Raw genomic sequence first — 19968 nt, forward strand, 5'->3', positions numbered from 1 at the left:
TCGACCGGAGAACGACGAGCCATCCCGTACCGCGGTGCGGGCTGCGGGTGACGACGCAGGTGCTCGGGCGGGGCCGGAAGACCACCCGCGTCCGGCGGGCCGTGGAGAACGGGTCAGGGGTGCCTCGCGAGGAACGGCTCCTGACCTGACGGCTCGTCGGGGCCGTGACGTCGACGCGGCGCCCCTGGTCCCCGGGACCGTCGATCAGGGGTACGCGGTTGTCATCCGAGGCCCCCCGGCAGGCCGGGGGGCCTCGGCCATGCCCGGAGCCGCTGCCCCACCGAGCCGTCCCCGCCGTCGCCCCCTACGCTCGCACCATGAGCGACCTCGGGAGCCGGACGGCCGCAGGCGGCGTGCAGCTGCTGTCGGCGCGCGACGTGCCGCTCGGCGGCCCCCGCGCGATGTCGGTGCGGCGCACCATCCCCCAGCGCGCGCGGTCGCTCGTCGGCGCCTGGTGCTTCTGCGACCACTACGGGCCCGACGACGTCACCCGCTCCGGCGGCATGCAGGTGCCCCCGCACCCGCACACGGGCCTGCAGACCGTCTCCTGGCTCTTCGCCGGAGAGATCGTGCACCGCGACAGCGTCGGCTCGCTGCAGACGGTGCGCCCCGGCGAGCTCAACCTCATGACCGCCGGCGTCGGGATCTCCCACTCCGAGGAGTCTCCGGAGGGCGACCGCCCGCCCACGCTCCACGGGGTGCAGCTGTGGACGGCGCTGCCGGCGTCGGCGATGGACGTGGCGCCCCACTTCGAGCACCACGAGGACCTGCCCGTCGCCGAGCGCGACGGCGCCCGCGTCCAGGTGTTCCTGGGCGCCCTGACCGTGCACGGCCGGCGCCTGGTCTCGCCCGCGACCACGTACACGCCGCTCGTCGGCGCCCAGCTCGACCTCGCGCCCGGCAGCCGGGTCGAGCTCGAGGTGGACGCCGGTCACGAGCACGCGCTGCTGGTGGACTCCGGCGACGTCACCCTCCAGAGAGGCGCCGTGCCCCAGGCCGAGCTCGGCTACGTGGCCCCCGGCCCCGAGCGGCTCGTGGTCGAGGCCGGTGCCGACGCCCCCGCCCGTGCGGTGCTCATCGGTGGCGCGCCCTTCGAGGAGGACATCGTCATGTGGTGGAACTTCGTGGGACGCACCCACGACGACGTCGCCCGTGCCCGCGCCGACTGGATGGCCCAGCTCGCCGACGCTCCCGACGACGCGGCCCAGACCGAGTACGCCGACGGCGCCGCCGAGCGCCGGTTCGGGAGGGTCGACGGCTACCCGTCCGGCCCGCTGCGCGCCCCCGCCCTGCCGGACGTGCGGCTCAAGCCGCGCACACGGCCCACCGCGCCCACCGAGCCGTGGATGGCGGAGCCGAACGCCTGCAGCTGACCCCCTCGTGCCGCACCCGCCACGAGGAGGCGGGGACGACGAAGGCCCCCGGACCGTGGTCCGGGGGCCTTCGAGCTGGAGCGGGTGACGGGAATCGAACCCGCGCTGTCAGCTTGGGAAGCTGAAGTTCTACCATTGAACTACACCCGCGCAGCCACACGTCGTCGTCCGCTCGTCGTCAGGGACGACGGTGTGCGCGGCCCCGATCATACCCATCCCGGCCGCGTTGGCCGAACCGACGTCCACGGCGGCGCTCGCGGGCAGGATCCGACCCGCGCCGGACCCGCGCCGGACCCGTGCCGGAACCCGCACCGCACAGCGTGCAGGTCTACCGTGTCCCCGTGCTGCTCTCCGACCGTGACATCCGGGCCGAGCTGGACGCCGGCCGCGTCGTCCTCGACCCGTACGAGCCCGCGATGATCCAGCCGTCCAGCATCGACGTCCGGCTCGACCGCTGGTTCCGGCTCTTCGACAACCACAAGTACCCGTTCATCGACCCGGCGCAGGAGCAGCCGGAGCTGACGCGCCTGGTGGAGGTCAAGGGCGACGAGCCCTTCGTCCTGCACCCGGGCGAGTTCGTGCTCGGCTCCACCTACGAGTCGGTGACGCTGCCCGACGACGTCGCCGCCCGCCTGGAGGGCAAGTCGTCGCTGGGGCGCCTCGGCCTGCTGACGCACTCGACGGCCGGGTTCATCGACCCTGGGTTCGCGGGGCACGTGACGCTCGAGCTGAGCAACGTGGCGACCCTCCCGATCATGCTGTGGCCCGGCATGAAGATCGGCCAGATGTGCTTCTTCCGGCTGTCGTCACCGGCCGAGAACCCGTACGGCTCCGAGAGGTACGGGTCCCGCTACCAGGGGCAGCGCGGGCCGACGGCGAGCCGGTCCTGGCAGTCGTTCCACCGGACGGCCGTCTGAGCCGTCGCCGTCGGACTCGCAGGGGGTGCGGATGAACGAGCACGAACGGGGCATAGGCGACAGGGGCGAGCACCGCTACGCTCGGTCGCGCCACGAGGGCGCCAGGGCGCGCCCTCGGGCGCTACCCAGCCGGAAGGAGCTCCGCCGCATGGCCCAGAGCGCGACGTCGTCGCAGCCTGCGCTGCCCCGGTCGTCCACCCGTGGTCACCAGGCCCGCCACCTGCTCGCACTGCCCGCCGACGTCGTCGTCGACGAGGTCGAGGTGCTGGCGCTGTCACGGTTCCCGTCGACGCGCTGGGAGGTGGTGCCGCGCGAGCTGCCGGGCGCCGACGTGCCGGTGGGGCGCATGGCCGGTCCGGGGGAGCCGGGCGTGCTGCGGCTGAGCCGGCACTCGACGCTGACGGGGCCGTACCAGCCCGCCGGTCAGGGGTTCGACGCCGGTCTGCCGGGCGGTACCGCGGTGGTGTTCGACGTCGTGTGCCCGCGCGAGCGGTGGGACGACGCGCCGCCGCAGGACGGCGGGGACCGTGACGGGCTGGCGCGCGCCTTCCCGGCGGGCCTGCCGAACCGTGAGGAGGAGCGTGTCGTCACCTGGCTGGTCGCGGTGGCGCGGCGCCTGGGCGGCTCGGTGCGGGTCGACGTCGGTGGCATGTGGGACGAGAGCGCGTCGCCGACCGCACCGGTCGGCACCGGGGTGGTGCTGACGCCCGACCCGGGCGCGGCCGTGGACCTGTCGGTGTTCTCGGCCGTGTGGCTCGACCCGCAGGCGTGCCACCGGGTGGTGCAGGCCGTGCACCCGCGGGCCCGCCTGGCCACGGAGGGCGCCGACTACCAGGGGCCGCCGCAGGGCATCGCGGAGCGGCCGCTGTACCCCGGCGAGCAGATGGACCCGGACGTGCGCCGGGCGCTGCACGCGGCCGCCGACGAGTTCGACATCGCGGCCCTGCGGGCGCCGCAGGTGCTCGACGGCTTCGGCGTCGTCGTCGACCTGGACCACGACGGCTGGGTGACCGTCGAGGTGGCGGGCGAGGAGGTGCTGCCGCCGCTGCTGCGGGAGCTGCCGTGGGCCCAGGGCGGCTGCGTGGCCTACCACGTGCGCTGGGACCCGCCGGACATCGTCGAGGCGCAGCGGGAGCACCCGCACCACGCGCACCTGGTGGCGCGCAAGCGTGCCGCGGAGCTCGTGTCGCGCGTCGCTGCCGCGATCTGGGAGGCCGCGGGCGGGGAGATCGCCGACGAGGCAGACTTCCTCGTCGACCCCGAAGACCTGTAGCGTCCCGCCCGGACACCGCCTGGAACCGGCGCGTCACCTGGCCGGCACCTCGCGGAAGCACCTCACGGCCAGACTGCGCGCAGTACCGACTCGAGGGGACGGGCCCGGATGGTGACGACGCCGTTACGGCGCAACACGAGGTTCCAGCTGCTGTGGGTGGGCAGCGCGGTCTCCGGCCTGGGGTCCTCGATGACCTATCTGGCCTTCCCGCTGCTGATCCTCGCGGTGACGGGCTCGCCGGGCCTCGCGGGGATCGTCGGGGCGTGCCGGATGGCGGCCAGCATCGCCGTCTCGATGCCCGCCGGGGTGTGGGTGGACCGGTTCGACCGCCGGCGCGTGCTCGTCGCCTGCGAGGCGGTGCGCATCGCCGCGACGGGCAGCCTGGTGACCGTCATGCTGGTGGGTGGTGCGGACGCGCTCTCGCTGGCCCACATCCTCGTCGTGGCGGTGCTCTCCGGCACGGCCGACGCGTTCTTCCAGCCGGCGTACGCGACCGCGATCCGTGCCGTGGTGCCGCGCGAGCAGCTGCCGCAGGCGTACGCGCAGGAGGAGGCTCGCAGCCACGCGGCGTCCCTCGCCGGCCCCCCGCTCGGTGGTGCGCTGTTCGGCCTCGCCCGGGTGCTGCCGTTCCTCGCCGACCTGGTCAGCTACGTGGTGTCGCTCGTGTGCATCCTCGCCGCGCGGGTGCCGCGCCGACCGGCGCAGGAGGTGCGCCAGGAGGTGCGGCAGACGGCGGGCCAGACGGCGGGTGGGCGGCTGGCCGAGGAGGGGCGCCGCGTGCGGCGCGACGTCGGGGAGGCCGTCCGGTGGATCTGGCGGCGTCCGGGCATCCGGGCGGCGCTGATCTTCTCGATGGTCATCAACCTCGTCGCCGGCGCCGAGCTGATCCCGCTGATCACGATGATGGAGTCGCGGGGCGCGACGTCGGTCGACAGCGGCCTGGTGCTGGGGGCTGCGGGTGTCGGCGGTCTCCTGGGGGCGTTCGTGGCGCCTCGGCTGTCGCGCACCCTGTCGCCGGGCCTGCTCATGGCCGCGGTGGGCGGCGTCTTCGGGGCGGCGATGTGCGCGTCCACCTTGCCGTTCGGCGTCTACTGGCCGGCGGTGACGCTGTTCCTGGGGATGGTGACCGTGCCGGCGCTGAACGTGGTGCTCAAGGTGCTGGTGGCACGCACCGTGCCCGAGGTGATGATGGGCCGCGTCGTGGCGGCGCTGAGCATGGTGAGCCTGGGGCTGGAGCCGCTGAGCCCGCTGATCGGTGGGGCGCTCGCGGAGGTCGCGGGCGGGGCGAGCGCGCTGCTGGTGCTCGGCGGTGTGCTGGTGGTGGCGTCGGTCGGGTTCGTGGTGCTGAGCCCCGCGCTGCGGGGGCTGCGGGTGGAGGCCGAGGCGGGCGACGAGGCCGTGTCGGCGGAGGGTGCGACGGAGCCCGGTGAGGCTGCTCGGCAGGGAGGCTGAACAACGGTCAACGCCGCGTATGGCGCGCGTTGTTCCCGGTTATGCCGTTGGCGGACGGTGACATTCCACCTCCTGAGCCTCCGCTGTCCACGAGTCAAGAACGGATAGGCTGACGCCGAATCGCCCACCCGCCCGCGTCTCGCGGTGCCGCTGGCGACCCCACGGGACGCCGTGCTGGGCCGTCGTGCGTCGCCCGGCGCCCGACAGGACGGAGCGGACGTGCTTCCGGTACTCCTCGCCCACCTGGTCCTGGCGCTCGTCGCGCCTGCGCTCGTCGGCTGGATGGGCCGCAAGGCGTTCTGGGTGCTCGCCGCCGGGCCCGCGTCGGCGGCCGTCTACGCGCTGACGCAGACGGGGGCGGTGCTCGACGGCCGCTTCCCCGTCGAGCAGGCGAGCTGGGTGCCTGGGCTGAGCCTGGCCCTCGACTTCCGCCTCGACACCCTCTCGTGGCTGATGCTGCTGGTGGTCGGTGCCGTCGGAGCGCTGGTGCTCCTCTACTGCAGCGCCTACTTCTCCCGTGACGCCGGGGGCCTGCGCCGGTTCGCCGGGGTGCTGGTGGCGTTCGCGGGCGCCATGGTCGGTCTCGTCACCGCCGACGACCTGCTGCTGCTGTTCGTCTTCTGGGAGCTGACCACCGTCTTCTCCTACCTGCTCATCGGGCACTACGCCGCGCGCAAGCCGTCGCGCCGTGCGGCGATGCAGGCGATCGTCGTGACCACCGCGGGCGGCCTGGCCATGCTCGTCGGCCTGGTGATCCTCGGGGAGACGGCCGGCACGTGGCGCCTGTCGGAGGTGCTGGCCGACCCGCCGCAGGGCACGGCCGTGACGGCGGCGGTGATCTGCCTCCTCGCGGGGGCCGCCACCAAGTCGGCGCTCGTGCCCACCCACTTCTGGCTCCCGGCGGCGATGGCCGCTCCCACCCCCGTCTCGGCCTACCTGCACGCCGCCGCGATGGTGAAGGCGGGCGTGTACCTGGTGGCGCGGTTCGCCCCGGCCTACGCGGACCTGCCCGCCTGGCGCGTCATCGTCGTCGTGCTCGGGTCGGCGACCTTGCTCCTGGGCGGCTACCGTGCCCTGCGCCAGCACGACCTCAAGCTGGTCCTGGCCTTCGGCACCGTCTCGCAGCTGGGCCTCCTGATCCTGCTGCTGGGCTACGGCACCCAGGGGGCCGCGCTGGCGGGTCTCGCGCTGCTCGGTGCGCACGCCATGTTCAAGGCGGCGCTGTTCCTCGTCGTCGGCGTGGTCGACGCGGCGGCCGGGACGCGCGACCTGCGCAAGCTCAGCGGGCTCGCGCGGCAGATGCCGCTGACGGCCACCGCGGGCGTGCTGGCGACCGCGTCGATGATCGGCCTGCCGCCGTTCGCCGGCTATGTCGGCAAGGAGGCCGCCCTGGAGGCGTGGAGCGCCGAGGGCGACCCGCTGGGCCCGGTGATGCTCGTGGTCGTCGCGCTGGGCTCGGCCCTGACGGTCGCCTACGGCCTGCGGTTCGTGTGGGGGGCGTTCGGCACCAAGCGGGCCGTGCCCGCGCCGGGCAAGGAGGCGCCGGCAGGTTCCCCGCAGGCACCGTCGAGCACGCCGGTCCAGCGCCAGCCGCTGCTGCTGGTGGCCCCGGCGCTGGTGCTCGGCGCGATGGGCCTGGTGGTGGCGCTGGTGCCGCACGTGGGCGAGCAGCTCCTGGCGCCGCACGCCGCCCTGTACCCCGCAGGGCACGCCGGCCACCTGACCTTGTGGGCGGGCTTCACGCCGGCGCTGGCCATCACGGTGCTGGTCCTGGGCGCCGGGGTGCTGCTGTTCTGGCAGCGGGCGCACGTCGAGCGCTTCCAGAACGCGCTGTGGTCGCCGCTGGGGGCCGACGTCGTCTACCGCCGGTGGATGCGGCGTCTCGACGACCTGGCGGCGGACGTCACCGGTGGCACGCAGCGTGGTTCGCTGCCGTTCTACCTCGGCGCGATCCTCCTGGCCCTCGTGGCCGGGCCGGGTGTCGCGCTCGCCGTGGGCGTCTTCGGCAGCGGCACGCGGCTGCCGGTCGCGGCCGACGCCGCGGGCCGTGACGACGTCTTCCACGTCGGCCCGCTGGCGATGGTGCCGTTCGACCGGCCCGCCCAGCTCGTGGTCATCGTGATCGTCATCGTGGCCACGGTGCTGGCCGCCCGGGCCCGGCGCCGCCTCAAGGCCGTGATGCTCGTGGGCGTGGCCGGTTACGGCATGTCGGTGATCTTCCTGCTGCACGGAGCCCCGGACCTGGCGCTGACGCAGGTGCTCTCCGAGACGGTCACGCTGCTCGTCATGGTGCTGGTGCTGCGGCGCCTGCCCCCGTACTTCTCCGACCGGCCTCTGGCCGCGAGCCGCTGGGTGCGCCTGGCGATCGGTGTGCTGGTCGGCCTCGTGATGATGCTGTTCGTGCTCGCCGCTCCGCTGGCGCGCGTGGCGACGCCGATCTCGGTGGACTTCCCGGAGGAGGCCGTCACCTGGGGCGGCGGCCACAACGTGGTCAACGTGGCCCTGGTGGACATCCGCGCCTGGGACACGGTGGGAGAGATCTCCGTGCTCCTGGTCGCCGCCACCGGCGTCGCGTCCCTGGTGTTCCTGCGCCAGCGCAGCGGTGCCGTGCTGCGCCTGGCCGGCCGTCGCGACCCGGGGGCCGCGGTCGCGCACGCCGACGACGCCCACGCGGGCCGCGCGCCGGGTGGGGACGTGCCCGCGCCGCCGTCGGGCGCCGTGGACCCGACGGCGATCCGCACCGTCGACCCCGCCCCGCCCCGCACGGGCGGGGCGCGCGGTGGCCGTGGCGGCACGACGACGTGGATCGTCGCGGGGCCCACGCTCGCTCCCGAGCGCCGCTCGGTGCTGTTCGAGGTGGTCACCCGGATCCTCTTCCACGCCATGGTCGTCTTCGCCCTGTTCCTGCTGTTCAGCGGGCACAACAACCCCGGCGGCGGGTTCGCGGCGGGCCTCGTGGTCGGCATCGCGCTCACCGTGCGCTACCTGGCCGGCGGGCGCTACGAGCTGGGCGAGGCCGCGCCCGTGCACCCGGGCCTGATCCTCGGCACCGGCCTGTTCCTCTCCGCCGGGGTGGGGCTCGCCGCGCTGCTGGCCGGCAAGCAGGCCATCGAGAGCTTCATCATCGACCTCTACCTGCCGGTGTTCGGGCACGTCCACCTGGTGACGTCGCTGTTCTTCGACCTCGGCGTCTTCCTCGTCGTCATCGGGCTCGTGCTCGACATCCTGCGGTCCCTGGGGGCCGAGATCGACCACCACGCCGAGCTGGAAGGGGCCGTCAAGTGATCGTCCTCGACACCGTCCCCTCGGCCGCGCTGGCGCTCGTCGTCGGCGTCCTGTTCGCCGGCGGGGTGTACCTGCTGCTCGAGCGCTCGCTCACGCGCGTGCTGCTCGGGTTCGTGCTGATCAGCAACGGCGGCAACCTCGCCATCCTCATGGCCGGCGGCCGCGCCGGAGCCGCCCCGCTGGTGCGCGAGGGCGAGTCCCAGGTCCCGATGAGCGACCCCCTGGTCCAGGCGATGATCCTCACCGCCATCGTCATCACCCTCGCCCTCACGGCGTTCGTGCTGGCCATGGCCTACCGCTCGTGGCAGCTCAACGGCCACGACGAGGTGCAGGACGACGTCGAGGACCGCCGCATCGCGCGCCTGGCCGCGCGCAACGCGCCCAGCTACTCCGACGCCGACACCGCGGAGACGGGCGAGACCCTCGACGAGGAGGCCGCCGAGGTGCACGACGACATCGAGGAGAGCCTGGTGGTCCAGGAGACGGCGGCGCCCCGCGAGGGCCGCGCCGAGGGCACCGAGGGTGCCGAGGGCACGGAGGCGCGCCGATGATCGAGTGGTCCGCCGGGACGCTGGTGCCGCTGCCGGTCCTCGTCCCCCTCTTCGCCGCTGGCCTGACGCTCGCGCTCCACCGGCACGCCCGCGTGCAGCGCGTCATCTCGGTGCTCGCGCTGCTGCTCATGATGGGCTCGGCGGCCGCGCTCGTGGTGCTGGCCGACCAGGGCGCCGTCGTGACGGTCATCGGTGACTGGGCGGTGCCCGTGGGCATCAACCTGGTGGCCGACCGGCTCTCGGCGATCATGCTGCTGGTCAGCACCGTCGTGCTGCTGTGCGTGCTCTGGTACTCGATGGCCCAGGGCATGGTGGACAGCGCGGCCGAGGACCGGGCGAACGCCCGCGCCGAGGTGTGGGCCCAGGGCCGGCAGGACCGTGCCCGTGAAGCTGCCGAGGCCGGCACCGAGCTGGGGGCCGACGTCGACCCGGAGGCGGACGAGAACGAGCAGCGCGAGGTGCTGCCGATCGCGATCTACCACCCGACGTTCCTGGTGCTCGCCGCCGGTGTGGCCGCCGCGTTCCTCGCCGGCGACCTGTTCAACCTGTACGTCGGGTTCGAGATCCTCCTCGCGGCGTCCTACGTGCTGCTGACCCTGGGCGGCACGGCCGACCGGATCCGCGCCGGCAGCGTGTACGTCGTCGTCGCGCTGCTCAGCTCGGTGGTGTTCCTCGCCGGCGTGGGCATGGCGTACGCGGCCACCGGCACCGTGAACCTGGCTCAGCTCGCCGAGCGCCTGCCTGACGTCGACCCGTCGGTGCGCCTGGGGATCCAGCTGCTCCTGCTGCTCGGGTTCGGCATCAAGGCCGCCATCTTCCCGCTGTCCGCGTGGCTTCCCGACTCCTACCCGACGGCGCCCGCGCCCGTCACCGCGGTGTTCGCGGGCCTGCTCACCAAGGTGGGCGTGTACGCGATCATCCGCACCCAGACGCTGCTGTTCCCGCCCAACGAGGCGGTCGACCGGGTGCTGCTGGTGCTCGCCCTGGCCACGATGCTCGTGGGCATCCTCGGCGCCGTGGCGCAGGACGACGTCAAGCGTCTGCTGTCCTTCACGCTGGTCAGCCACATCGGGTACATGATCTTCGGCGTCGCGCTGGCCGGCGAGGCCGCCACCGCCGCCGCGATCTTCTACGTGGTGCACCACATCACCGTGCAGACGGCGCTGTTCCTCGTGGTGGGGCTGGTGGAGCGCCGTGGGGGGTCGACGTCGCTCGACCGGCTGGGCGGGCTCGCCAAGCTCGCCCCGGGCCTGGCCATCCTGTTCTTCGTGCCCGCCATGAACCTGGCCGGCATCCCGCCGCTGTCCGGGTTCCTCGGCAAGGTGGGCCTGCTGCAGGCGGGCGTGCGCGACGGTTCACCGCTCGCCTGGGTGCTCGTCGTGGGCTCCGTGGTGACCTCGCTGCTCACGCTCTACGCGCTGGTCAAGGCCTGGAACAAGGCGTTCTGGCAGGCGGCGCCGGACGACGTCGTCTCCGGGCGCGTGGGCGAGGCGCGGCTGCCGCTCGGCCTCGTGGGTCCCACGGCCGTGCTGGTCGGGTTCAGCCTCGCGCTCACCGTGGTGGCCGGGCCGCTGTACGCGTACGCCGAGCGCGCCGCCCACACGCTCACCGACGGGCACAGCTACGTCGAGGCGGTGTTCCCCGACGGCGGGGACCGCGGCATCGGCGAGTCCGACGCGACGACGAGCGAGGGGAGCCACTGATGGACGACCGGACCGGCGTGGCGCCCCGGCGCTCCTCGTGGCGCCGACGTGTCCAGCGCCTGCGCGAGCAGTGGCGCACCGTCGTGGTGCTCACCGTGATGTGGCTGCTGCTGTGGGGCGACCTCTCGTGGGGCAACGTGGTGGCGGGCGCAGCGCTGGCCGTCGTCGTCGTCACCGTGCTGCCGCTGCCCTCGATCGGCACCCACGCGACCTTGCGCCCGTGGCCCCTGCTGGTGCTCGTGGCCCGGTTCGTGGCCGACCTCGTGGTGGCCTCGTTCCAGGTCGCCTGGCAGGCGGTGTGGCCCGGGCCGCAGCCGCGCGGTGGTGTGGTGGCCGTGCCTCTGCGCACCACCTCCGACGTCTTCTTCACCACCATCGCCGAGCTGTCCGCCCTGGTGCCCGGCTCGCTGGTGATCGAGGCGGACCGTGACCGCGCCACGCTCTACCTGCACGTGCTGGACCTCGCCGTCTCTGGTGGCGCCGACGCCGTGCGCGAGCGCACGCGCAAGCTCGAGGAGCGCGTGCTGCGCGCCTTCGCCGAGAAGGACGAGCTGCGCCGCACCGGCCTGCTCGACGGCGGTGAGGCGGCGTCCGCCGGTGCCGCCGCTGCCGGGGAGGAGACCCGATGATCGTCGTCAGCGTGGTCGCGTCCGTGCTGCTCGCGGTGGCCGCCGTGCTCGCCATCGTGCGCCTGGAGCGTGGTCCGTCGATGCTCGACCGCACGGTCGCGTTCGACGTGCTCACCACCACCCTGGTGGGCGCCATCGCCATCGAGGCGGCCTGGTCGCGGCGCACCGAGACGATCCCCATCCTCGTGGTGCTCGCCCTCGTGGGCTTCGTGGGGTCCGTGGTGATCGCCCGGTTCGCGTCCGTGGAGCCCGAGGGTGAGGGGCGCATCCGCACGGCCGAGGAGGTCGCCGCCGAGGAGGCCGAGCGGCAGGCGGCCCTCGAGACCGAGCGCGAGTCGGTGACCGACGCCGAGCACCACGGTGGCGGCGCCAACGGGGAGGTGCGGTGATGGAGGACCAGGGCTTCTGGGTCACGGTGGCCGACGTGGTCGCCGCCGTCTGCCTGCTGCTGGGGGCGTTCTTCTCGTTCTCCGCGGGCGTGGGCGTGCTGCGGTTCGGCAACCTGCTGGCGCGCATGCATGCCGTGGCCAAGCCGCAGGTGCTCGGTCTCATCCTGCTGCTCACCGGTGTCGCGCTGCGGCTGCACAGCTGGCCGGCCACCACCATGCTGGCGCTCGTGGTGATCTTCCAGCTCCTCACCTCGCCCGTCGCGGCGCACATGGTGGGCCGGGCCGGCATCCGCACCGGCAAGGTCAGCGAGAACGACCTCGAGGTGGACGAGCTGACGAACCCGCCCCGGTAGCGGCGGTCGCAGGGCCTGCTGGCGGCGGCCGATGCCGGCGTCGGGGCCGCCCGGCATGATCGCGGCATGGACCACTCGCAGCAGCCCGTGGTGCGGGTGATCCCGCACGAGTCGACCACGCTGCCGCCCGGCACGTGGCCGCGCACCGTGCCCGCCGTCGACCAGGTGCTGTCCGAGGGGCTCGACCTGCCGCCGGGCGTCACGTTCCTCGTCGGCGAGAACGGCTCCGGCAAGTCCACGCTGGTCGAGGCGGTCGCGGTGGCCTACGGCCTCTCGCCCGAGGGCGGCACGGCGTTCGGGCACCACAGCACCCGGCCGACCGAGTCCCCGCTGCCGGGAGCGATCCGGCTCCAGCGTGGCATCGGCTCCGGCCGCTGGGGGTTCTTCCTGCGTGCCGAGACCATGCACGGCTGGTACACGTTCGTCGAGCAGAACCCGGGCGCCCGCGACCCCGTCTTCCACGAGATGAGCCACGGCGAGTCGTTCCTGGCCGTGCTCGAGTCGCGCTTCGGCTCCGCGGGGCTCTACTGCCTCGACGAGCCGGAGGCCGCCCTGTCGTTCTCCTCGACCTTGTCGCTGATGAAGGTCCTCACCGACGTCGTGGAGCAGGGCGGGCAGGTGCTGTGCGCGACGCACTCGCCCGTGCTCGCCGCGCTGCCCGGCGCCCGCATCCTCGAGGTCGGGCCGTGGGGGCTGCGCGAGACGGCGTGGGAGGACCTGGAGCTGGTGCGGCACTGGCGCGCCTTCCTCGACTCCCCACCGCGGTACCTGCGGCACCTCCTGGACTGAGCGGGCCCGGTCCGCCCTACCGGTCCGCCTACCGGGTCGTTCCCCGGGCGGCCTCGCGCACGAGCAGGCTCTCCTTGACCGCCAGGCCGTACCGGAAGCCGCCGAGGGTGCCGTCGGTGCGCAGCACCCGGTGGCAGGGCACGAACAGCGCCGCGGCGTTCATCGCGCACGCTCCCGCGGCGGCGCGCACGGCTGCCGGGCGGCCGGCGCGCGCGGCGTACTGGGTGTAGGTGACGACCTCCCCGGGGCCGACGTCGCGCAGCACGTCCCAGGCCAGCTCGCGGAACTCGCCCGACCGCTGCCGCACCGGCACCCGGCCGGGGGCGGTGAGGTCGCCGTCGTAGTACGCCCCGACGGCGTCGACCGCGTTCGCCAGCACCGTGCCGGCAGAGGTCTCCGTGACTGCCGGTGCGCCAGCGCCGTCCGGCGTGGCCGGCACCGGCCGGAGCACGGGGTGGACGAGCGCCACCAGCGACGCGACGTCGTCGGTCCAGCCGGAGGCGAGCACGGCGTCGTCGCCGGCGACGACGGTGAACGGGCCGTCGGGCGTGGTGAGGGTGGCGGAGCGGACGGTGGTCATGGAGTCTCCTCGGGGGAAGCCGCGGCGTCGGGTGACGGGGCAGGCAGGGTCGGGTCGGGGTCGGCGGGGACGCCGGCGGGCAGCGCCGCCACCCGCCACAGGTGCACGGCCGCGTAGGAGCGCCAGGGTGCCCAGCGGGCGGCGTGCTCGGCCAGCGCGCGGTGCTCTCGGGCGGTGGCCCGGCCCGGCCCGCGGACGACGATGCCGGCGCGTGCGGCTCCGGCCAGCAGCGCGACGTCGCCGTCGAGCCACGCGTCCGGGTCGCCCAGCACGCGCATCGCCACGTAGGCGGCCGTCCACGGGCCGATGCCCTGGCGCGCGACGAGCGCGGCCCGGAGCGCCTCGGGCTCCTGGCCGACGTCGACGGCGAGGTCACCGTCGGCCAGGGCACGGGCCGTCTCGAGGGCGGTGCGCACCGCACGGGCCGGCAGCCGCAACGGGCGCCGCGGGTCGGGCGGTCCACCGGGGCCGGGCAGCGGCAGGCCGACCGCCACCTGCGCCGAGGTGGGGAAGAGCGTGGTCAGGCCCTCGAACGACGACGCGTACGGGGTGCCGAGGGCCGCGGCGAGCCGGCTCAGGTGCGTGCGGGCGGCGGCGACCGAGACCTGCTGGCCCACGACGGCGCGCAGCACCAGCTCGTGCGGGTCTGCGGTGCCGGGCACGCGCATGCCCGGGGCGGCTGCGACGAGCGGAGCCAGGGCCGGGTCGATGGCGAGCGCGGCGTCCACGGCCACGGGGTCGGCGTCGAGGTCGAGCAGGCGGCGCACGCGCGCCACGGCCGTGCCGACGTCGGCCAGGGACGCGAGCTCGACCCGCAGCCGCAGGTCCCAGCTCTCCGTGCCAGAGGGAGCACGCGTCGTCGCCCGCGCTGACGCGAGGGTGGCGGTGACCTCCACGGCCGCTGGGCCGTGGGGCAGGGCGAGGGTGCGCGCGTAGCGCAGCGCGGTGCCGTGCCCTCGTGCACCGCGAGCCGACGGCGGTGCGTCGCCGTCGTGCGCGCCCAGGACCTGCGGCTGCGCGGCGCCGCCGATCCGGACGGCCTCGACGCCCGCCACGGCACGCGCGGCGAGGAACGCGAACAGCCCGCGGGCGTCGAACGGCTCGCGCACCGGGAGCGCGAGCTCCAGCCGCACGGGGTCCTCCGGTCCGCGCGACGCGGCGTGCGTCCCGGCCGCGGCCCCACGGCCACGCCGGGCGGCGGCGCGGGCACGCAGCTCACCCGGCGTGGCGCCGAACACCTCCGCCACCGTGTCGTTGAACTGCCGGACGGAGCCGAAGCCCGCCGCGAACGCCACGTCCACGAGGCGCAGGTCGGTGCCCACCACCAGGGCGCGAGCCGTCTGTGCCCGCTGGGCGCGCGCCAGGGCGAGCGGGCCGGCCCCCAGCTCGCTGACGAGCAGCCGGTGCACGTGCCGGGCGCTGTACCCGAGGCGCGCGGCGAGGCCCTGGACGCCGTCGCGGTCGACCACCCCGTCGGCGACGAGGCGCATGGCCCGGCCGGCGAGGTCGCCGCGCAGGTTCCACGCGGGCGTGCCGGGGGCTGCCTCGGGCAGACAGCGCTTGCAGGCGCGGTAGCCGGCCTCGTGCGCGGCGGCCGAGGTGAGGTAGAACGTGACGTTCTCAGGCTTCGGCGTCCGTGCCGGGCACGAGGGACGGCAGTAGATCCCGGTGGAGCGCACTGCCGTGAAGAACTGCCCGTCGAACCGGGCGTCACGCGCGGCGATGGCGCGGTACCGCTCGGTGAACAGCTCCTCGGGGGTGGTCATGCCGTCATCCTCGTCCCCGCTCCTGTGCGGCGGCTAGCGGGATTCGGACACGACGGTGGGGCGCGCCGGCCCTATCTGCGACCGGCCCGGCTGCTGTGCGCCTCTGCGGCGTCGGGCCGGTCGCCGAACCGGTCCTCCAGCCACGCCACCACGGTCCGCAGGTACTCCTCGCGCGCAGGCCGCGGTGAGAGCGCCAGGTCGTGCGCGCCCCCCTCGATGGGCACGAAGAGCACGTCGTCCCCGATGCGAGCGGCCCCGCGGCGGATGTGCTCGACGTCGAGCACGGAGTCGGTGGACAGCAGCTCGGGGTGGTGCACCGTGTTCGGCCCGGACCGGGCCGAGGCCAGCACCAGGGCGGGCACGCCCACGTCGACACCGCGGTTCACCCGCCGGTGCGCGGCCCGCACCGAGCGGAACCAGCCCGCCCGCACCGGGAACCCCTCGGCCGGCTTCCAGGCGAGGTCGAACTCCCACTCGCCGCCGGTGCTCGCGTGCAGGGCCCGCCCGTAGTGGGGGTGCAGCCCGCCCACGGTCAGGCGAGGAGCCACCCTCCCAACCACGTCGATCACCCGGGTGGCGGGCCCGCGCAGGAACCAGCTCGCGTTGAGGTCGAACCAGGGGCTGTTGAGCACGAGCGCATCGGCCCGTCCGCGCCGCGCGGCCGCCCACAGCGTCGCCACGAGGCCGCCCGTCGAGTGCCCGAGCACCACCAGCCGGTCATGACCCGCCGCACGGACCGCGGCCGCCGCGGCGTCGAGGTCCTGGGCGTGCAGCGCCAGGTCGGGCACCACGTTCGGGTCGAGGCCGGCGGCCGTGTGCGCGTCCATGGAGCGTCCGTACCCGCGCAGGTCGACGGCGTAGAACGCGTGCCCGGCGGCGGCGAGGGCGTCGGCCAGGTGCGGGTGGAAGAAGTAGTCCACGAACCCGTGCACGTACAGGACCGCGACCCGCCGTGGCGCTTCCCCGGCGGTGCCAGGACGAGCGTGGCCAGGGCCGGGCGCCGAGCCCGGCGCCGGAGGGGTGGAAGGCACGTGCCGCACGAGGGTGGCCTCCGCCCCGCCGGGCAGCAGCAGGGTGCGCTGCTCGAAGCCGGCACCCAGGACGTCGGGGCGCCAGCCGGTCCCGGTCATGCGTCAGGGCCCGACGTCGGCCCGGCGGTGGGGCTCGACGGCGGACCGGGTGGGTGGCTGCCGGGCGTGTAGGTGCCGGGCGGGGCCTGCGCCGCGGCCTCCTTGCGCCGCCGCGAGCGTGCCCCGAGCACCGCTGCCAGGGCGGCGAGCAGCACCAGCACGGCGGCGGCGAGGGCCAGCCACGGCCACGGGGCGCCGTCCTCGTCGGTGGCGGTGGTGGTGGCGCCGTCGTCGTCCGCGGCGACCGGTACCGAGGGCGACGCGGAGGGGGAGGGCGCGGCGCCCGTGGGCAGGGCGGACGCGCGCGCGGAGATCTCGGTGCGCTGCCCGGGGGCGGGCTGCCAGCGCGCGGTGCTGCCGTCGGCGGTGCCGTCGGTCTCCGTGACCGGGCCGGGGAAGGTCACGGACAGGTCGATCTGCATCTCGTCGAGCACGGCCTGCGGCACGTTCTCCTGCCCCTCGGCCAAGGAGGTGAGGTCCATGACGCCGGAGGCCACGTACTCGTCGCCCTCGCGGACCACGGTCAGCTGCTCCCCACCCACCGTGGCCGTCTGGCCGATCGGGGTGGGTGGCAGTGTCACGCGGGTGCCGGTCCAGCCGTCCTGGGCGTAGGGCTCCTCGGTGGCGCCCTCGGGGAGCTGGCCGGTGATCTGCCCGCCAGCCTGGTCCCACAGCTGCTGGGGATCGGCGCCGAGCTGGGCGGCGGCGTCGTCGGCGAACGCGAACACCATCGTGCCCGCCATCGTGTCGTCGGGAGAGACGGTCATGCCGACGTCGACCTTGACGCAGCCGGCGAGGGCCAGGGCCACCACGAGGGCCGTGCCCAGCGCGGCGAGGGGCCGCCGTCGGGCCGCGTGGCCCAGGGAGGCGGTGGCCCGGGGCGAGGGCGGCGAGACCGTGCTCGGTGCCGGGCGTGGGGAGGTCGACGGCGGTGACGAGCGCATGCGGCTCATGGTGCCAGGCAGGCACGAGCGCGGCGCGGGTGCCGCGCTCGCCGCCCGTCAGGAGCGCTTGCGGTCAAAGTTGAGCGGAATAGACTCAACTTCGGCGAGGTTCCCAGGTCAGGACCCTCATCACACCGCACCTTCCCGGAGAACCGATGGACACCAAGCTCACGACCATGTCGCAGCAGGCCCTGGGTGACGCCGTGCAGTCGGCGTCCGCCGCCGGCAACCCCCAGCTCGAGCCCGCCCACCTGCTTGCCGCCCTCCTCCAGCAGCAGGGCGGCGTCGCCGTCGGGCTGCTCGACGCCGTGGGGGCCAGCACGCAGGAGATCGGGCGCAAGGTGCGCGCCGCGCTCGTGGCGCTCCCGCAGGTCAGCGGCAACGCGGTGGCACAGCCCACGCCCAGCCGCGCCACCTCCGTCGTCCTGGAGAACGCCCGCAAGGAGGTCGAGGCCCTCGGCGACGAGTACGTCTCCACCGAGCACCTGCTCATCGGCATCGCTGCCGGGCAGTCGCCCGCCGCCCAGGCGCTCGCTGACGCCGGAGCCACCGCCGACGCCCTGCGCGCCGCCCTGCCCGCCGTGCGCGGGAGCAGCCGCGTGACCAGCCCCAACCCCGAGGGCACCTACAAGGCGCTCGAGCAGTACGGCACCGACCTCACCCAGCGCGCCCGTGACGGCCGCCTCGACCCCGTCATCGGCCGCGACTCCGAGATCCGCCGCGTCATCCAGGTGCTCAGCCGCCGCACCAAGAACAACCCGGTGCTCATCGGCGAGCCGGGCGTCGGCAAGACCGCCGTCGTCGAGGGCCTCGCCCAGCGCATCGTCGCCGGGGACGTGCCGGACTCGCTGCGCGGCAAGCGTCTCGTCTCGCTCGACCTCGCCTCGATGGTGGCCGGTGCCAAGTACCGCGGCGAGTTCGAGGAGCGCCTCAAGGCCGTGCTGCAGGAGATCGAGGGGTCCGACGGCGAGATCGTCACGTTCATCGACGAGCTGCACACCGTGGTCGGCGCGGGTGCCGGCTCGGAGGGCGCGATGGACGCCGGCAACATGCTCAAGCCCATGCTCGCCCGCGGCGAGCTGCGGCTCGTCGGCGCCACCACCCTCGACGAGTACCGCGAGCACATCGAGAAGGACCCGGCCCTCGAGCGCCGCTTCCAGCAGGTCTACGTGGGCGAGCCCTCCGTGGAGGACACGGTGGCGATCCTGCGCGGCCTCAAGGAGCGGTACGAGGCCCACCACAAGGTGACCATCGCCGACTCCGCGCTCGTGGCCGCCGCCGGCCTCTCCGACCGGTACATCTCCGGCCGCCAGCTGCCCGACAAGGCCATCGACCTCGTCGACGAGGCCGCGTCCCGCCTGCGCATGGAGCTCGACTCCTCGCCCGTCGAGATCGACGAGCTGCAGCGCGCCGTCACGCGCCTCGAGATGGAGGAGGTCGTGCTCAGCGAGTCCGAGGACGCCGGCTCCCGCGAGCGGCTGGAGCGGCTGCGCGCCGAGCTCGCCGACAAGCGCGAGGAGCTGGCCGCGCTGACCGCCCGGTGGGAGGCGGAGAAGGCGGGCCACAACCGGGTCGGTGACCTGCGCGCCCGCCTCGACGGCCTGCGCACCGAGATGGAGCGCCGCCTGCGCGACGGCGACCTCGAGGGCGCCGCGCGCATCCAGTACGGCGAGATCCCCGCCGTCGAGAAGGAGCTCGCCCAGGCCGAGCAGGCCGAGGCCTCTGCCGACGACAACGCCCCCGAGCAGCCCATGATCGCCGACAAGGTGGGCGCGGACGAGATCGCCGAGGTCGTCTCCGCCTGGACCGGCATCCCCGCCGGCCGCCTCCTGCAGGGCGAGACGGAGAAGCTCCTCCACATGGAGGACGTCATCGGCGCCCGGCTCATCGGGCAGCAGTCCGCCGTGCGCGCCGTGTCCGACGCCGTGCGCCGCTCCCGCGCCGGGGTCTCCGACCCCGACCGCCCCACGGGCTCGTTCCTGTTCCTCGGGCCCACCGGCGTGGGCAAGACGGAGCTGGCGAAGGCGCTCGCGGACTTCCTGTTCGACGACGAGCGCGCGATGGTGCGCATCGACATGTCCGAGTACTCGGAGAAGCACTCCGTGGCCCGCCTGGTCGGTGCGCCCCCGGGGTATGTCGGTTACGAGGAGGGCGGTCAGCTCACCGAGGCGGTGCGGCGCCGGCCGTACTCGGTGGTGCTGCTGGACGAGGTGGAGAAGGCCCACCCGGAGGTCTTCGACATCCTGCTGCAGGTGCTGGACGACGGCCGCCTCACCGACGGGCAGGGCCGCACGGTGGACTTCCGCAACGTCATCCTCGTGCTGACGTCGAACCTGGGCTCGCAGTTCCTCGTGGACCCGACGATGCCCGACGAGGCCAAGCGCGAGAACGTCATGACGGCGGTGCGGGCGGCGTTCAAGCCGGAGTTCCTGAACCGGCTCGACGACGTGGTGATCTTCGACGCGCTCACCCTCGAGGAGCTGGGCAGCATCGTGGACCTGCAGGTGGCGGCGTTCGCGCGGCGCCTGGCCGACCGCCGGATCGCTCTCGACGTGACGACGGCCGCTCGTGAGTGGCTGGCGCTCGAGGGTTTCGACCCGGCGTACGGCGCACGGCCGCTGCGCCGGCTGGTGCAGCGGGAGATCGGTGACCGCCTGGCCCGGCTGCTGCTGGCCGGGGAGGTGACCGACGGCGCCACCGTCGTCGTCGACCGGCCCGTGGACCTGGCGGAGCCGGGGCTGGAGCTGCGGCCGGTGGGCGAGGCGCAGCCCGCCTGACACGGACGGGCCCTCTCTCACCGTTGTGGGCGGGCGACTCGCCGCAATTCCGCGAGG

General features: G+C 74.6%; 16 protein-coding genes and 1 tRNA gene. 12 read left to right on the plus strand and 5 right to left on the minus strand.

Translation table 11 applies throughout. The features are described 5' to 3' along the window. Positions 1 to 317 precede the first annotated feature (317 nt). Positions 318 to 1373, plus strand: coding sequence for a pirin family protein (locus DNL40_RS08115; RefSeq protein WP_111250739.1), 1056 nt, complete (start codon positions 318 to 320; stop codon positions 1371 to 1373). Between the two features lie 76 nt (positions 1374 to 1449). Here DNL40_RS08115 and DNL40_RS08120 read toward each other — a convergent pair. Next, positions 1450 to 1523, minus strand: a tRNA-Gly gene (locus DNL40_RS08120). Between the two features lie 191 nt (positions 1524 to 1714). On the opposite strand from DNL40_RS08120, the gene dcd reads away from it, so the two are divergent. The 10 genes from dcd (at position 1715) to DNL40_RS08170 (ending at position 12714) form a co-directional block, all read left to right on the plus strand. After that, complete coding sequence (gene dcd / locus DNL40_RS08125; protein ID WP_111250853.1) at positions 1715 to 2290, plus strand: dCTP deaminase; 576 nt, start codon at positions 1715 to 1717, stop codon at positions 2288 to 2290. A 148-nt stretch (positions 2291 to 2438) separates the two neighbouring features. Next, positions 2439 to 3563, plus strand: a complete 1125-nt coding sequence (locus DNL40_RS08130; protein WP_111250740.1) for a hypothetical protein — start codon at positions 2439 to 2441, stop codon at positions 3561 to 3563. A gap of 108 nt (positions 3564 to 3671) precedes the next feature. Continuing rightward, positions 3672 to 5015, plus strand: coding sequence for an MFS transporter (locus tag DNL40_RS08135; protein ID WP_111250741.1), 1344 nt, complete (start codon positions 3672 to 3674; stop codon positions 5013 to 5015). A 219-nt stretch (positions 5016 to 5234) separates the two neighbouring features. Beyond that, positions 5235 to 8300 carry a Na+/H+ antiporter subunit A gene (locus tag DNL40_RS08140; RefSeq protein ID WP_111250742.1) on the plus strand — a complete coding sequence of 1022 codons (3066 nt, stop codon included), beginning with the start codon at positions 5235 to 5237 and terminating at the stop codon, positions 8298 to 8300. After that, a complete protein-coding gene (locus tag DNL40_RS08145; RefSeq protein ID WP_111250743.1) occupies positions 8297 to 8851 on the plus strand; it encodes a Na(+)/H(+) antiporter subunit C in 555 nt (184 codons plus the stop codon). Before DNL40_RS08140 ends, DNL40_RS08145 begins: the two co-directional genes overlap by 4 nt. Then, positions 8848 to 10554: a Na+/H+ antiporter subunit D gene (locus DNL40_RS08150; RefSeq protein WP_111250744.1), complete on the plus strand. Its 1707-nt coding sequence runs from the start codon at positions 8848 to 8850 to the stop codon at positions 10552 to 10554. The genes DNL40_RS08145 and DNL40_RS08150 overlap by 4 nt, the downstream gene beginning before the upstream one ends. Further along, a complete protein-coding gene (locus DNL40_RS08155; RefSeq protein ID WP_111250745.1) occupies positions 10554 to 11183 on the plus strand; it encodes a Na+/H+ antiporter subunit E in 630 nt (209 codons plus the stop codon). Before DNL40_RS08150 ends, DNL40_RS08155 begins: the two co-directional genes overlap by 1 nt. Further along, positions 11180 to 11572, plus strand: a complete 393-nt coding sequence (locus DNL40_RS08160) for an MrpF/PhaF family protein (RefSeq protein WP_111250746.1) — start codon at positions 11180 to 11182, stop codon at positions 11570 to 11572. Before DNL40_RS08155 ends, DNL40_RS08160 begins: the two co-directional genes overlap by 4 nt. Continuing rightward, positions 11572 to 11925, plus strand: coding sequence for a monovalent cation/H(+) antiporter subunit G (gene mnhG, locus DNL40_RS08165; protein ID WP_111250747.1), 354 nt, complete (start codon positions 11572 to 11574; stop codon positions 11923 to 11925). Before DNL40_RS08160 ends, mnhG begins: the two co-directional genes overlap by 1 nt. Positions 11926 to 11991: 66 nt before the next feature. Further along, complete coding sequence (locus DNL40_RS08170) at positions 11992 to 12714, plus strand: AAA family ATPase (RefSeq protein WP_111250748.1); 723 nt, start codon at positions 11992 to 11994, stop codon at positions 12712 to 12714. Positions 12715 to 12742: 28 nt separating this feature from the next. Here the strand turns inward: DNL40_RS08170 and DNL40_RS08175 are convergent, their stop codons facing one another. The 4 genes from DNL40_RS08175 to DNL40_RS08190 form a co-directional block, all read right to left on the minus strand. Continuing rightward, complete coding sequence (locus DNL40_RS08175) at positions 12743 to 13294, minus strand: methylated-DNA--[protein]-cysteine S-methyltransferase (RefSeq protein WP_111250749.1); 552 nt, start codon at positions 13292 to 13294, stop codon at positions 12743 to 12745. Further along, the gene (locus DNL40_RS08180; protein ID WP_111250750.1) at positions 13291 to 15060 is read right to left on the minus strand and encodes a DNA-3-methyladenine glycosylase 2 family protein; all 1770 of its coding nucleotides are present in this window, start codon (positions 15058 to 15060) and stop codon (positions 13291 to 13293) included. Before DNL40_RS08180 ends, DNL40_RS08175 begins: the two co-directional genes overlap by 4 nt. A 71-nt stretch (positions 15061 to 15131) precedes the next feature. Further along, on the minus strand, positions 15132 to 16190 hold the full coding sequence (locus DNL40_RS08185) for an alpha/beta hydrolase (RefSeq protein WP_111250751.1): 1059 nt from the start codon (positions 16188 to 16190) through the stop codon (positions 15132 to 15134). After that, positions 16187 to 17134: an LppM family (lipo)protein gene (locus DNL40_RS08190; protein WP_111250752.1), complete on the minus strand. Its 948-nt coding sequence runs from the start codon at positions 17132 to 17134 to the stop codon at positions 16187 to 16189. The genes DNL40_RS08185 and DNL40_RS08190 overlap by 4 nt, the downstream gene beginning before the upstream one ends. A gap of 155 nt (positions 17135 to 17289) precedes the next feature. On the opposite strand from DNL40_RS08190, the gene clpB reads away from it, so the two are divergent. After that, on the plus strand, positions 17290 to 19911 hold the full coding sequence (gene clpB / locus DNL40_RS08195) for an ATP-dependent chaperone ClpB (protein WP_111250753.1): 2622 nt from the start codon (positions 17290 to 17292) through the stop codon (positions 19909 to 19911). The last annotated feature ends 57 nt before the right edge of the window (positions 19912 to 19968 follow it).

Source organism: Xylanimonas oleitrophica (assembly GCF_003244315.1).
Classification (GTDB): Bacteria; Actinomycetota; Actinomycetes; order Actinomycetales; family Cellulomonadaceae; genus Xylanimonas_A; species Xylanimonas_A oleitrophica.

Coding starts and splice junctions, on each gene's coding strand:
- DNL40_RS08115 (WP_111250739.1), top strand. CDS start 318: ATGAGCGACCTCGGGAGCCGGACGGCCGCAGGCGGCGTGCAGCTGCTG.
- DNL40_RS08160 (WP_111250746.1), top strand. CDS start 11,180: ATGATCGTCGTCAGCGTGGTCGCGTCCGTGCTGCTCGCGGTGGCCGCC.
- clpB (WP_111250753.1), top strand. CDS start 17,290: ATGGACACCAAGCTCACGACCATGTCGCAGCAGGCCCTGGGTGACGCC.
- DNL40_RS08175 (WP_111250749.1), bottom strand. CDS start 13,294: ATGACCACCGTCCGCTCCGCCACCCTCACCACGCCCGACGGCCCGTTC.
- DNL40_RS08190 (WP_111250752.1), bottom strand. CDS start 17,134: ATGCGCTCGTCACCGCCGTCGACCTCCCCACGCCCGGCACCGAGCACG.
- DNL40_RS08185 (WP_111250751.1), bottom strand. CDS start 16,190: ATGACCGGGACCGGCTGGCGCCCCGACGTCCTGGGTGCCGGCTTCGAG.
- DNL40_RS08130 (WP_111250740.1), top strand. CDS start 2,439: ATGGCCCAGAGCGCGACGTCGTCGCAGCCTGCGCTGCCCCGGTCGTCC.
- DNL40_RS08180 (WP_111250750.1), bottom strand. CDS start 15,060: ATGACCACCCCCGAGGAGCTGTTCACCGAGCGGTACCGCGCCATCGCC.
- DNL40_RS08135 (WP_111250741.1), top strand. CDS start 3,672: ATGGTGACGACGCCGTTACGGCGCAACACGAGGTTCCAGCTGCTGTGG.
- mnhG (WP_111250747.1), top strand. CDS start 11,572: ATGGAGGACCAGGGCTTCTGGGTCACGGTGGCCGACGTGGTCGCCGCC.
- DNL40_RS08150 (WP_111250744.1), top strand. CDS start 8,848: ATGATCGAGTGGTCCGCCGGGACGCTGGTGCCGCTGCCGGTCCTCGTC.
- DNL40_RS08155 (WP_111250745.1), top strand. CDS start 10,554: ATGGACGACCGGACCGGCGTGGCGCCCCGGCGCTCCTCGTGGCGCCGA.
- DNL40_RS08170 (WP_111250748.1), top strand. CDS start 11,992: ATGGACCACTCGCAGCAGCCCGTGGTGCGGGTGATCCCGCACGAGTCG.